At 69.4% G+C, this 13,362-nt stretch carries 12 protein-coding genes; 3 read left to right on the top strand and 9 right to left on the bottom strand.

From position 1 onward, the window contains the following. From kdpA to kdpC, 3 genes are all read left to right on the top strand, one after another. Complete coding sequence (gene kdpA, locus GXW71_RS09170) at nt 1–1,698, top strand: potassium-transporting ATPase subunit KdpA (RefSeq protein WP_211852190.1); 1,698 nt, start codon at nt 1–3, stop codon at nt 1,696–1,698. A gap of 81 nt (nt 1,699–1,779) precedes the next feature. Continuing rightward, nucleotides 1,780–3,825 (top strand): potassium-transporting ATPase subunit KdpB, encoded by a 2,046-nt coding sequence (gene kdpB / locus GXW71_RS09165; RefSeq protein WP_246526414.1) that lies wholly within the window; start codon nt 1,780–1,782, stop codon nt 3,823–3,825. 2 nt (nt 3,826–3,827) lie between these two features. Then, nucleotides 3,828–4,415 (top strand): potassium-transporting ATPase subunit KdpC, encoded by a 588-nt coding sequence (gene kdpC / locus GXW71_RS09160; protein ID WP_211852188.1) that lies wholly within the window; start codon nt 3,828–3,830, stop codon nt 4,413–4,415. 39 nt (nt 4,416–4,454) lie between these two features. Here kdpC and GXW71_RS09155 read toward each other — a convergent pair whose 3' ends face one another. The 9 genes from GXW71_RS09155 to rmuC form a co-directional block, all read right to left on the bottom strand. Continuing rightward, nucleotides 4,455–5,651, bottom strand: coding sequence for a CaiB/BaiF CoA transferase family protein (locus GXW71_RS09155; RefSeq protein ID WP_211852187.1), 1,197 nt, complete (start codon nt 5,649–5,651; stop codon nt 4,455–4,457). Nucleotides 5,652–5,670: 19 nt separating this feature from the next. After that, entirely contained in the window at nt 5,671–6,054 is a 384-nt protein-coding gene (locus tag GXW71_RS09150; protein WP_211852186.1) for a c-type cytochrome, read from the bottom strand. Between the two features lie 87 nt (nt 6,055–6,141). Beyond that, nucleotides 6,142–6,765 (bottom strand): HupE/UreJ family protein, encoded by a 624-nt coding sequence (locus GXW71_RS09145; protein WP_211852185.1) that lies wholly within the window; start codon nt 6,763–6,765, stop codon nt 6,142–6,144. A 228-nt stretch (nt 6,766–6,993) separates the two neighbouring features. Continuing rightward, a complete protein-coding gene (locus tag GXW71_RS09140; protein WP_211852184.1) occupies nt 6,994–8,016 on the bottom strand; it encodes an amino acid ABC transporter substrate-binding protein in 1,023 nt (340 codons plus the stop codon). Between the two features lie 13 nt (nt 8,017–8,029). Beyond that, entirely contained in the window at nt 8,030–9,361 is a 1,332-nt protein-coding gene (locus tag GXW71_RS09135; protein WP_211852183.1) for an aspartate aminotransferase family protein, read from the bottom strand. Next, a complete protein-coding gene (locus GXW71_RS09130) occupies nt 9,358–10,188 on the bottom strand; it encodes a MurR/RpiR family transcriptional regulator (RefSeq protein WP_211852182.1) in 831 nt (276 codons plus the stop codon). Before GXW71_RS09130 ends, GXW71_RS09135 begins: the two co-directional genes overlap by 4 nt. 43 nt (nt 10,189–10,231) lie before the next feature. Further along, complete coding sequence (locus GXW71_RS09125) at nt 10,232–10,624, bottom strand: hypothetical protein (protein ID WP_211852181.1); 393 nt, start codon at nt 10,622–10,624, stop codon at nt 10,232–10,234. Nucleotides 10,625–10,693: 69 nt separating this feature from the next. Next, nucleotides 10,694–11,938, bottom strand: a complete 1,245-nt coding sequence (locus GXW71_RS09120; RefSeq protein ID WP_211852180.1) for a NupC/NupG family nucleoside CNT transporter — start codon at nt 11,936–11,938, stop codon at nt 10,694–10,696. Then, nucleotides 11,935–13,350, bottom strand: a complete 1,416-nt coding sequence (gene rmuC, locus GXW71_RS09115; RefSeq protein ID WP_246526413.1) for a DNA recombination protein RmuC — start codon at nt 13,348–13,350, stop codon at nt 11,935–11,937. Before rmuC ends, GXW71_RS09120 begins: the two co-directional genes overlap by 4 nt. Between the last annotated feature and the right edge of the window lie 12 nt (nt 13,351–13,362).

The following is a 13,362-nucleotide window of genomic DNA, read 5'->3' as shown; positions in this document are numbered from 1 at the left end:
ATGACCCTGATCGGATGGGCGCAGATCGCGCTCGTGCTCGGGTTGGCGATCGCGATTGCGATCCCGCTCGGGCACTACATGGCGGCCGTCGCTGGTGGCCGCGTCACCTTCCTCCGCCCGGTCGAGCGCCTGCTCTATGCCGCCGGCGGCATAGATCCCGCGCGCGGCATGAGCTGGAAGGGCTATGCGCTCGCCATGCTCGCGACCAATGCCGCGGGCTTCGTGCTGCTCTATTTGCTGCTGCGCCTGCAGGGCATGCTGCCGCTGAACCCGCAGGGTTTCGACGGCATGTCGCCCTGGCTCGCCTTCAACACGGCGGTCTCCTTCGTCACCAACACCAATTGGCAGGCCTATAACGGCGAGGCGGCGGCGAGCTACCTCAGCCAGATGGCCGGCCTCGCGGTGCAGAACTTCCTCTCCGCCGCCACCGGCATCGCGCTGGCGCTCGCCGTGACGCGCGCCTTCGTGGCCGGCGGCGTGAAGGAGCTCGGCAATTTCTGGGCCGACCTGGTGCGCATGACGCTGTATGTCCTGCTGCCGCTGGCGATCGTACTCGGCCTCGCCTTCGTGGCGCTCGGTATGCCGCAGACCCTCGCCTCCTACGTCCAGGCGACGACCCTCGAAGGCGTCACCCAGACCATTCCGCTTGGGCCGGCAGCCTTCCAGATCGCGATCAAGCATCTCGGCACCAATGGCGGCGGCTTCTTCGGCGTGAACTCGCTGCACCCCTTCGAGGGACCGGACGCCATCGCGACCTCGCTGCAGATCATCGCCCAGGCCATCATCCCCTTCGGTCTGGCGCTGACCTTCGGGCGCATGGTGGGCGATGTCCGCCAGGGCCGCGCACTGCTCGCGGTGATGCTGATCTTCGTCGTCGCCGCGACCGCGATCATCTATTCGGCCGAGGCCGGCGGCAATCCGCTGCACATCGCGGCCGGTGTGGATGCCCTTCAGGGCAATATGGAAGGCAAGGACATCCGCTTCGGCCAGGCGCTGGTCGCGCTGTTCACCGCCACCACCACCGGCGCGTCCTGCGGCGCGGTGAATGCGATGTTCGACAGCTTCATGCCGCTCGGCGGCGTGGTGCCGATGTTCCTGATCCATCTTGGCGAAGTGCTGCCGGGCGGCGTCGGCTCGGGTCTCTACGGCATGCTGGTCTTCGCGCTGCTCTCGGTCTTCGTGGCCGGCCTGATGGTCGGCCGCACGCCCGAATATCTCGGCAAGAAGATCCAGGCGCGGGAGATGAAGCTCGCCATGCTGGCGGTGCTGGTGTTGCCGGCGGTCATCCTCGGCTTCGCGTCGCTCTCGATGGTGCTGCCCTTCGCGGTGTCCTCGCTGGCCAATGCCGGGCCGCACGGCCTTTCCGAGATGCTCTATGCCTATACCTCGGCGGCGGGCAACAATGGCTCGGCCTTCGGCGGCCTCACCGCCGACACCCCCTGGCTGAACACGACGCTCGGCATTTCGATGCTGCTCGGTCGCTTCGCCTATGTCGTGCCGGTACTGGCGATCGCCGGCTCCCTCGCACTCAAGCCGCGTGCACCGGAAAGCGCGGGCACCTTCCCGACCCATGGCCCGCTCTTCGTCGGGCTCATGGCGGGCGTGATCCTGATCCTCGGTGGCCTGCAATACATGCCGTCCATCGCGCTGAGCCCGCTCGCCGAGCACTTCTCCATGCTCGCTGGCAAGACCTTCTGAGCGTCCGATGACCGGAGGGCCCAAGCGCCCGGAGGTCTGAATCGGACGCGCCACTGACAAGGCCCATTCCCCATGAACGTCATGTCCCCCACCACCCGCCGCGCCGGCGCCAGCTTCGGCGACCCCGCCTTGCTGCGCCGCGCGGCGCTGGACGCCTTCCGCAAGCTCGATCCCACCACGCTGATCCGCAACCCCGTGATCTTCGTCACCGAGGTCGTGGCCCTGCTCGTCACCCTGCTGGCCGGCCGCGCCGCCATGCAGGGCCTGCCCTGGAGTTTCCAGGCTGGCATCGCGCTCTGGCTCTGGCTGACCGTGCTCTTCGCGACCTTCGCGGAAGCCGTCGCCGAAGGCCGCGGCCGCGCCCAGGCCGACAGCCTGCGCCGCTCGCGCAGCGAGGCCCGCGCCAAGGTGCTGTTGCGCGCCGATGATCGCAGCCTGTTCCAGGTCCGCGACGCCACCGAGCTCCGCGAAGGGGAGATCGTGCTGGTCGAAGCCGGCGACCTCATCCCCTCCGACGGTGAGGTGATGCAGGGTATCGCCAGCGTGAACGAGGCGGCGATCACCGGCGAAAGCGCGCCGGTGATCCGCGAATCCGGCGGCGACCGCAGCGCGGTCACCGGCGGCACGCTGGTGGTCTCCGACTGGCTGGTGGTGCGCATCACCGCCGCCTCCGGTCGCACCTTTCTCGACCGGATGATCGCGCTGGTCGAAGGCGCCTCGCGTCAGAAGACGCCGAACGAGATCGCGCTCGACATCCTGCTCGCGGGCATGACGATCATCTTCCTGATCGCGGTCGCGAGCCTGGTCGGCTTCGCCTCCTGGAACGGCACCCCGCCCTCGGTGCCCGTGCTCGCCGCGTTGCTGGTGACGCTGATCCCGACCACGATCGGCGGCTTGCTCTCGGCGATCGGCATCGCAGGCATGGACCGGCTGGTACGCTTCAACGTGCTGGCGACCAGCGGCCGCGCGGTCGAAGCGGCCGGCGATGTCGATGTGCTGCTGCTCGACAAGACCGGCACCATCACCTTCGGCAACCGCCAGGCGGCCGGCTTCATCCCGGCGCCGGGCGTCGAGGAGCGCGCGGTGGCGGAAGCCGCCATGCTCGCCAGCCTCGCCGACGAGACGCCGGAGGGCCGCTCCATCCTGACCTTCGCACGTGACCGGCACGGCATCACCGCACCGGTGCTGCCGGCCGATGCGCGCTCCGTGCCCTTCACGGCGCAGACCCGGATATCCGGACTCGACCTGCCGGGACAGGGCAGCTTCCGCAAGGGCGCGGTGGATGCGCTGGCGAAGAGCCTCGGCGTGCCGGTGCCGCCGACGCTCGCGGCCGCGGTGGAGCGGATCGCGCGCCAGGGCGCGACGCCGCTCGCCGTCGCCAGGGATGGCGTGATCCTCGGCGCCATCGAACTGAAAGACATCGTGAAGCCCGGCATCCGGGAGCGCTTCCAGGCGCTGCGCGGCATGGGCATCCGCACGGTGATGGTCACCGGCGACAATCGCCTGACCGCCGCCGCCATCGCGACCGAGGCGGGCGTCGACGACTTCATCGCGGAAGCGACGCCGGAGGACAAGCTCGGCTACATCCGCAAGGCCCAGGCCGAAGGCCGCCTGGTCGCCATGGCCGGCGACGGCACCAATGACGCCCCGGCCTTGGCCCAGGCCGATGTCGGCCTCGCCATGCAGACCGGCACCCAGGCGGCGCGCGAGGCCGGCAACATGGTCGATCTCGACAGCGACCCGACCAAGCTCATCGAGGTGGTGGAGATCGGCAAGCAGTTGCTGATCACCCGTGGCGCGCTGACCACCTTCTCGATCGCGAACGACGTGGCCAAGTACTTCGCCATCCTGCCGGCGATCTTCGTCGCCAGCTATCCGGAGCTGATGGCGCTGAACATCATGGGCCTGAAGAGCCCCGAGAGCGCCATCCTCTCGGCCGTCATCTTCAATGCGCTGATTATCGTGGCGCTGGTGCCGCTGTCGCTGCGCGGCGTCCGCTACGCGCCGATCGGCGCCGCCGCGCTGCTGCGCCGGAACCTGCTGATCTATGGCGTCGGCGGCATCGCCGCGCCGTTCATCGGCATCAAGCTGATCGACATGTTGCTCACCCTGCTGGGGATCGCCTGATCATGAACACCCTGTTCCGTCCCGCCCTCACGCTCGTGCTGCTGCTGACCTTGCTGCTCGGGGTTGCGGCGCCGCTCGCCATGACCGGTGTCGCCCAGGTCGTCTTCCCGAGCCAGGCCGGCGGCAGCCTGATCGAGCGCAATGGTCAGGTCATCGGCTCCGCGCTGATCGGCCAGAATTTTGCCGAGCCGCGCTATTTCCATCCGCGCCCCTCGGCGACCACCGAACCCGATCCGGAGAACGAGGGCAGCACCCGTGCGGCGCCCTACAATGCCGCCTCCTCGGCCGCCTCGCAGCAGGGGCCGACCAGCGCCGCGCTGCTCGAAGCCATCCGGACGCGGGTGGCGGAGGCCGGCCTTACGCCGGTGCCGGCCGATGCGGTCACCGCCTCCGGCTCCGGCCTCGATCCGCACATCTCGCCCGAGAATGCCGCCCGCCAGATCCCCCGCGTCGCCACGGCGCGCGGCATCCCGGAGGAGCGGGTGCGCGCCCTGCTCGCGCAATACATCGAAGGCCGCGAGCTCGGTCTGCTCGGCGAGCCGCATGTGAACGTGTTGCGGCTGAACCTCGCGCTGGATGATCTGCGTTGAAATATCGAGGACGCCGCGACAGCGGCGCCCTCGATGAACTCAGACGATCTGCCGTGCGTGCAGGTCGGCGATCGCGGCCGCGTCATAGCCGAGCCCAGCCAGGATCGCATCGGTGTGCTCGCTCTGCGCCGGCGGATGGCTCACGACATGGCTCGGCGTGCGGGAGAGCACGACCGGCTGGCCGATATAGCCGACCGGCTTGCCATCGCGCTCCAGCGTCTGGACGACGCCGAGATGCTTGGTCTGCTCGTCCTCGAAGGCCTCGGCGATGTTGTTGATCGGGCCGCAGGGCACGCCGGCCTCGTTCAGCGCGTCCACCCATTCCGTGCTGGTGCGGGTTGCGGTGATCTCGGCGATCTCGGCATTCATCGCATCCCGGTTGGCGCTGCGCGCCGTCGCGGTCGAGAACCGCTCGTCGGTCAGCCAGTCCGGGCGGCCGAGGGTGCGGCTGAAGCGCTCGAAGATCGCCTTGCCGGTGGCTGCGATGTTGATGTGCCCGTCCCTGGTCGGGAAGACGCCGGTCGGAATCCCAGTCGGGTGGTTGTTGCCCGCCTGCTTCGGGATCTCCCCGTTCATCACCCAGCGCGCGCCCTGGAAGTCGAGCATGAAGAGCTGTGCCTGCAGCAGGCTGCTGTGCACCCATTGGCCGCGGCCGCTCTTCTCCCGCTCCAGAAGGGCGACCAGCACGCCCTGGGCGGCGAAGATGCCGGCGCAGAGATCGGCGATCGGAATGCCGACGCGCACCGGCCCCTGGCCCGGCAGCCCGGTGATCGACATCAGCCCGCCGAGCCCCTGCGCGATCTGGTCGAAGCCGGGACGGTTGGCATAGGGGCCGTCCTGCCCGAAGCCGGAGATCGAGGCGTAGATCAGCCGCGGGTTCACCGCCGACAGCGCCTCGTAATCGATGCCGAGCCGCGTCTTCACGTCGGGGCGGAAATTCTCCACCACCACATCGGCCTTGGCCGCGAGCTTCTTCAAGAGCGCCACACCCTCGGGCGCCTTGAGGTTGATGGTCATCGCCCGCTTATTGCGGTGCAGGTTCTGGAAGTCCGGGCCGTTGCGCGGTCCGCCCATCGGGTCACCTGAGTCGAGCGCCGCCGGCATCTCGATCTTGATCACATCGGCGCCCCAGTCCGCGAGCTGCCGCGCGCAGGTCGGGCCAGCACGCACCCGGGTCAGGTCCAGCACGGTGATGCCGGCGAGGGCAGTGGATGCCTGGGGCACGGGTTCGGTCATCGGAGGTTCCTCTTTGCTGTCATTGCGCACCAGTAGCCCGGCGCAAATAGGCGATCAGGTCGTTCATCTGCTGCTCGTTGCGGAGGCCGGCGAAGGTCATGGAGCCGCCCGGCACGACGGTGCGCGGCGCCTCCAGATAGGGGCGCAGCGTCGCGTCCTGCCACACCAGCCCTTCCTCCCCCTTGGCCCGCATCGCGGCGGAGTAGCGGAAGCCTTCGACGCCGGCGGCGCGGCGGCCGAAGACGCCATAGAGGTTCGGCCCGACGCCGTTGCGCCCGCCCTGCTCCACGGTGTGGCAGGCCCGGCACTGGTTGAAGACGCGCTGACCGGCATCCGCATCCTGCGCCGCGGCAGGCAGCGCGAGACCGATGAGGGCGGCAGCGGCGGCAATACGATTGAGCATGCAATCTCTCCCGTTGAGCCGCCATGGCAATCCAAAAACCGCGGATCGTCCAGAGGCCGGCACCGGGTCGTGACGCGGGCCGCGCGGTCAGCCGCCGATCGCCGTCACCAGCGCGAAGGCGCCGACCGCGGTGGCGCCGAGCCCGGCGGCGCGGAAGGGCAGGTTGCCGAAGCCGGCCACCGCGCGCGCGGCCAGCAGCGCGGCGCCCGTGATCATCGCCTGAGCGAGGGTCAGGGCGGCAAGATGCGCGATAAAGACGGCGGCCGGGCTTTCGGCGACCGCTTCCGCAAAGGCATGGCCGTGGAACAGCCCCGCCAACGCGAAGCCTGGCACCGCCAGCGCCGAGGCGATGATCGCTGTCCTGCGTCCGAGCGCGAGCAGCAGCCCGCCGGCTGCGAGCACCGACACCGCGACCCCGATCTCCACCGGGCCGAGTCCGATCGCCGCCCGGTGCAGCAGCGCCCCCGCGATCCCCGCCGTCAGGAACGCCGCCAGCGCCCTGTACCCCAGGCGGGGTGCCGCCGAGGCCAGCAGCCCGGCGGCCAGCAGGAAGGCCAGGTGGTCCAGACCCAGCACCGGATGCGCGAAGCCGGACATGATGCCTTCGCCGAGCGTCCCGGGCGTGGCGTCATCCATGCCGTGATGGGCCAGCGCCGGACCCGGCAAGGCAGTCAGGATGATGGCGGCGATCCGCCGGCGCTTCGGCAGCATGGCTGTTCCCTTGGAGTATCCCAGGGGAACAGCCTGTCGCGGATTCCCTGCGAAGGCAAACGCCTCAGAGCCTGTTTGAGAATGGGGCGGCGGAGGACTGGCGAGGGATTTTTCGTCCCTGGTGTGCCGGTCGACGCAGCCGATGCTGGTTGCATCGGCGAGGAGGCCGGCGCGCCAGGGGCGGAAAAGACCCGACAGGCCGACCCGCAGCCATTCCCAAACAGGCTCTCAGCGGAACGGGATCGCGTACATTAGCCCACCGGCGGTCCAGAGCGCGTTGATGCCACGCTGCAGCCGCAGCGGGCTGGCCTGGCCGACATTGCGCTCGAAGATCTCGCCGTAATTGCCGACCGCGCGGATGGCGTTCAGCGCCCAGGCATTGTCGAGGCCGATCCGTGACCCGAACTCACCCGTCGTGCCCAGCAGGCGCTGCACGGTCGAATCGGTACCGCGCGCCCGCTCCGCCGCATTGGCGGCGGTGACGCCGTATTCCTCGGCCTCGACCAGCGCGTAGTGCAGCCAGAGGATGATGTTCGCCCACTGGTCATCGCCATTGCGGGTGAAGGGGCCGAGCGGCTCCTTGCTGATCGTCTCCGCGATCACGCTGTAATCCGCCGGATTCGGTGCGACGCTGATCGCGCCGGCGAGCGCCGAGGCATCCTGCGTCATCGCATCGCAGCGGCCAGCGAAGAAGGCCTGGTACATCGTGTCGATGCGTTCGAAGACCACCGGCTGGAAGCGGATGTTGCGTGCCCTGAAGGTATCGGAGAGGTTTAGCTCATGCGTCGTGCCCTGCGCCACGCAGATGGTCGCGCCATCGAGCTGCTGCACGCGTGTCACATTGGCGTCGCGGCGGACCGCAAAGCCCTGGCCGTCAAAGAAGTTCACCGGTCCCTGGTTCAGCCCGAGCGAGGTGTCGCGCAGGAAGGTCTGGGTGCTGTTGCGGAACAGCACGTCGATCTCGCCCGCCTGCAGCGCCGTGAAGCGCGCCTGCGCGGTCAGCGGCACGAAGCGCACCTTGGTCGCATCGCCGAGCACGGCCGCCGCGACGGCACGGCAATAATCGGCATCGATGCCGCGCATCTCGCCCCGGCTGTCCGGCACCGAGAAGCCGGCGAAGCCCTGCGAGACCCCGCAGATCAGCGTGCCGCGCTGGCGCACGGTGTTGAGCGTCTGCGCCGAGGCGGAGACCACCCCGAGGGCGAAGGCCGCGAAGGCCGCGAAGGCCGCGACCCGGATCAGTGACTGCATTATGTGTCCTCCCTCAGATGCTGGCGATGGCGGCGTCGATCGCGTCGCCGAAGCGCTCCACGATCATCTCGATCTGGGCCGCGTCCACGATGTAGGGCGGCGCCAGGATGGCATGATCGCCCAGCCTGCCGTCGATGGTGCCGCCCATTGGATAGCAGGCGAGGCCCCGGTCGAAGGCCTCACGCTTCACGCGCTCGTTCAGCTTCAGCGCCGGGTCGAAGGGCGTCCTGGTGGCTCGGTCGGTCACGAACTCCACCGCCCAGAACAGCCCGCGGCCGCGGATGTCGCCGATGTTGCGGTGATTGCCGAGCCGCTCGGTCAGCCGCTGTTCCAGCAGGCGGCCCATCGCCTGCACATTGGCGATCAGCCCGTCCTGCTCGATCACCTCCTGCACCGCGAGCGCCGCGGCGCAGGCGACCGGATGTGCCTGGTAGGTGTGGCCGTGCATGAAGCTGCCGGAGCCACCGTTGAGCCCCTCGATCACCCGGCCATGCACCAGGATGCCGCCGATCGGCTGGTAGCCGCCGCCGAGCCCCTTCGCGATCACCTGGATATCCGGGCGGATGCCCTCCTGTTCCCAGGCGTGCATGGTGCCGCAGCGGCCGACGCCGCTCATGACCTCGTCCAGGATCAGCAGCGCGCCATGGTGATCGCAGACCGCGCGCATCGCCTCGAAATAGCCCGGCACGCCGGCGACGCAGCCGAGCGTCGCGCCGACCACCGTCTCCGCGATGAAGGCGATGACGGTGTCGGGGCCGAGACGCTGGAACTCCGCCTCCAGCTCGGCGGCGAGACGTGCGACATAATCCGCGTCGCTCTCGCTATCCGCGCGGTCGCGATAGGCATAGCAGGGCGAGACATGGCTGAAGGCGTCCGAGAGGATCGGCGCATAGGGCGCGCGCCGCATCGCATTGCCGCCGGCAGCCAGCGCGCCGAGGGTATTGCCGTGATAGCTCTGACGCCGCGCGATGAAATGCCGCCGCTGCGGTTGCCCGATCTCGAGGAAATACTGCCGCGCCATCTTCAGCGCCGCCTCATTGCCTTCGCTGCCGGAGGAGCAGAAATAGGCATGGGTCAGGCCGCCCGGTGCATGCCCCACCAGCTTGTCCGCGAGCTTCTCCGCGCTCTCGCAGGAGAAGAGGCTGGTATGGGCGTAGCAGAGCGTGTCGATCTGCGCCTTCATCGCGGCGATGACCCTGGGGTGGCCATGCCCGAGACAGGCGACGGCGGCACCGCCCGACCCGTCGATGATCGTGTGCCCCGCGGCGTCACGGACATAGATCCCCTGGCCAGACACCGCGAGCGGCGGGTTGCTGCGCAGGCTGCGATGGACGAGATGGCTCATGGTTCCTCCGGTTCCGGGAGATAGGCGGCAAGGGCGTCGAGCCGGGCCTCGCTCGCGCGCAATCGGGCAAGCGCGGTGCGGCCGCCGCGGGTGAAGGCCGCGGCGGCGAGGGATTGGGCGAGCGCCACGGCGGCGGTCAGGCTCGGGAAGAATGCGGGCGTCGCGATCGGGAAGAGCAGCAGATGGGTGGCGCCGAGCGCGATCGGTGCCGTGGCGTCATCGGCCAGCACCACCGTCTCCAGCCCCGCGGCGCGGGCTGCCCCCATGGCGGCGAGGCTGGCGCGCGAATAGGGCTTGAAGCCGGTCAGCACCAGGGCCTCGCCACGCCGCATGGCGCCGAGGTCGAGGTCGAGCGCGGCATCGCCCACCAGCGACACCTCGGCACGGAACAGGCTCAACTGGTAGTGCAGCAGCACCGCGACCGCACGGCAGGACCGGAAGCCGGCGACATGGATGCGCCGCGCCCGGTGCAGGGTCGCGGCGGCATCCTCGATCGCCTCCGCGGGCAAGGCCGCCAGTGCGACGAGATTGGCCTGGTCGGCCTCGGCGACGGCGCCGCCACGCGGCACGGTCCGCGCGGCGCGGGAGGAATAGGGGGCGGCGTGGCGGCTTTCCGCGATGGCGGCCTCGCGTAGCGCATCCCAGCCCGCGAAGCCCAGCGCCTGCGCCAGCCGGCTGAAGCTTGCCGGCGATGCGCCGCATTCCGCGGCCATGGCGCGCATCGAGCGGGTCGCGGCTTCGAAGGGATGCGCCGCCAGATGCTCCGCCGCCGCCCGCAATTGCGGGGGCAGGTCCGACAGCGCGCGGCGGATCCGGTCGGCGAGCATGAAACATGTGTTTCACATTCGCCGGGACAATGCAACAATCGTCTCAGGTATCGACGCCGTATTCCGCCAACTCCGGCAGCATCGCCTCGATCACGAAATCGACCAGCGCCGCAGGCAGGTCGAGGTAGAATTCCCGGTCCGAATAGGCGCCGACGCTGGCCTCCAGCCCGCGCGCCCGGGCCCAGTCGGCGAGGCGCTCCAGATCGGCCTGCGGCGTGTCGCTGAGGAAGGAGACCTGCGAACGCAGCTTGTCCGCGTCCCGGTTCGCGGTCGGGCTGCGGCTGAACTGCAGGTCGACATTGGCGCCGGGCTGGCGCAGCCAGATCGCGCGCTCGGTCCGCCGCAGCTCCACGAAGCCGAGGCATTCGGCCAGCATCGTGACCACTGTCTCGAAATGCTCGGTCGCCAGCCGGTTCGCGACATGGTTCAGCTTCATGGCCATCTCCGTTCAGGGCGTGATTGTCGCAGGCTCCCTGAGCCGGAGACGTGAATTACGCCCTCCAACCTAGGGCGCTGTCAGCAGCCCCACCACCGCGCCGGTCATGCAGCAGGCGATCGAGGCTGCCACCAGCGAAGGCAGGCCGAGCCGCACGATATCCGCCCGCCGTTCCGGGCACATCGCGCTCATGCCCGCGACCATGATCCCGACCGAGCCCAGATTGGTGAAGCCGCAGAGCGCATAGGTCAGGATCAGCCGTGTCCGTTCCGCGAGCCCGCCGCCATGCGCAGCGAGATCCAGATAGGACACGAACTCATTGATGATGACCTTCACCCCGAGCGACCGCGCGACCGCCGCGGCTTCTTCCGTGCCGACGCCCATGGCGAAGGCGAGCGGCCGGAAGAGCCAGCCGGCGATCACTTGCAGGGTCAGCCCGGTCAGCGGCTCCAGCATCTGGTTCAAGAGGGTGGCCAGCGCCACGAAGACGATGAGCGACGCCATGATGCCGAGCAGGAGCTGCAGCCCGTCCGTGGTGCCCGCGACGATCGCTTCCATGGAGGAGGAGTAGAGCCGCGGCGCCACGCCTTCCGCCTCCGTCGCCACATCCCCGGCGCGGGGCGGCACCATCAGCAGTCCCGCCAGCACCGCCGCCGGAGCTGATATGACGGAGGCGGTCAGCAATTGCCCCGCCGCATCCGGCACCACCGGCGCGATCACCGCCGCATAGATCACGAGCGTATTGCCGCTGATGGTCGCGAGCCCGGCCACCATCACCACGAAGAGCTCGGACCGGGTGAGCCGCCCCAGCCAGGGTCGGATCAGCAGCGGCGCTTCCACCATGCCGACGAAGACATTGGCCGCGACCGAGAAGCCCGCGGCACCGCCGAGGCCGAAGCTCCGCTGCAGCAGCCCGGCCATGGCGCGCACCACCACCGGCAACACCCGCCAGTGATAGAACAGTGCGGAGAGCGCGCCGACCACCAGCACCAGGGGCAGCGCCTGGAAGAAGATGATGAAGCTGGCGCCCGGCGTGACTTCCGCATAGGGCAGCGGGCCGCCGCCGAGATAGCCGAAGACCAGCGTGGTGCCGGCGACCGTCGCGCGCTGCAGCGCCGATACCGCATCCCCCGCCAACGCGAAGCCGGCGCGCAGCACCGGCACGTGCAGCAGGGCGGCGCCGAGCGCCACCTGCACCGCGAGCCCGGCCACCACCACCCGCCAGGAGACGCCCCGCCGGCAACCGCCCAGCACCCAGGCGAGCAAGGCGAGCAGCAGCAGCCCGATGCCCGACTGGAGCTGGAGGAGGCTCACGGCGCCTCGTCCTCCTCATCGGCGTCGATGCCGATCTCCAGCAATTCCTCCGCCCTCTCGCCCGGCATCGCCTCCACGCCACGCAGCTTGCGCGCGATCGCGCGGGTGCGGGTCTGCGCGCGGCCGATGGTGTTGGAGACGGTGCCCACCTGCTTGCCGAGGCTCCCCAGCACCTGGTCCATCTTGCCCATCTCGGCCTTGGTCGCGGCCAGCAGGTCGCGCACGCCCTCGGCGTTCTTCGACAGTGCGAGCGTCACATGGCCGAGCTGGATGGTGCGCAGCATCGCCGGCAGCAGCGACGGCCCGAGGATCATCACCCGATGCGTGCGCCCGATATCGTCGATCAGGCCGGGGATCCGCGCGATCTCGGCATAGAGGCCCTCGGTCGGCAGATACATGATGCCGAATTCGACGGTGCGCGGCGGGCAGATGTACTTGGCACCGATCTTCGCGGCCTCGCCGCGCACCCGCACCTCAAGCCCGCGTCGGGCCTGGGCTTCGGCGATGGGGTCAGCGGCGTCCCAGGCGGCCAGCAGCCGCTCGTAATCCTCGACCGGGAATTTCGCGTCGACGGCGAGGAAGACGCGCTGCTCGCCGGTGGTCGGCATCAGCACCGCGAACTCCACCGCATCGGCGCTGTCGTCCCGCAGCTTCACATTGGTCTCATAGGAACCGGCCGGCAGGATGTCGTCGAGCAGCGCCTTCACCTGGGTCTCGCCCCAGCCGCCGCGGGTCTTCACATTGCCGAACAGCCGCTTGAGGTCACCCACCTGCGACGCAACGGACTGCACATTCCCCATCATCGCCTGGATCGCGTTGAACTGGTCGATGACGCGGGTGAAGCTCTCCGTCATCTGCTTCTCGACGGCGCTCTGCAGCTGCTCGTTCACGCTCTTCTGGATGTCGGCGAGGCGGGCGTCATTCGCCTCCCGCATCTCCTTCAGCCGCGCTTCGACAGCGGCGCGGCTCTCCTCCGCCTTGCGGTCGATCAGGTTGCGCGCTGCGACCATCTCCTCGGCCAGCGCCTTCTGCTGCTTCGCCAGGCCCTCGGCGAGCGCGGTGCGGAGGTCGCCATTGGCCTGGGTCAGGTCGCGCTTCAGCAGGCCGATCTGGTCCAGCAGCTCGACCTTCTGCTGCACCAGCGCGGCGCGCGTCGCGGCTTGGCCCTCATTCGCCGCCTTCGATTGATCGAGCGTGAAGGCGGCAGTCTTCTCGCCGATGTCGGCAGTGCCGCGCAGGATGTCGTTGCGGAGTTCGCCCTGGATCGCGCCGATCCGCTCCGCCTGGCGATCGAGCGCCGCCTGCATCGCGCCGATCGCCGGGTCGGGCGCCGGCCGCCGCATCAGCAGCAGCGCGACCAGCACCACCAGCAGCGCCAGCACCCCCAGGATCAGCAGGCTTTCCAGCGGCATCCGCACTCCCTC

The organism is Plastoroseomonas hellenica (assembly GCF_018129085.1).
Taxonomy (GTDB): domain Bacteria; phylum Pseudomonadota; class Alphaproteobacteria; order Acetobacterales; family Acetobacteraceae; genus Plastoroseomonas; species Plastoroseomonas hellenica.
Note: the sequence above shows the minus strand (reverse complement) of the source record. Positions and strands in the feature narration are given on the sequence as shown.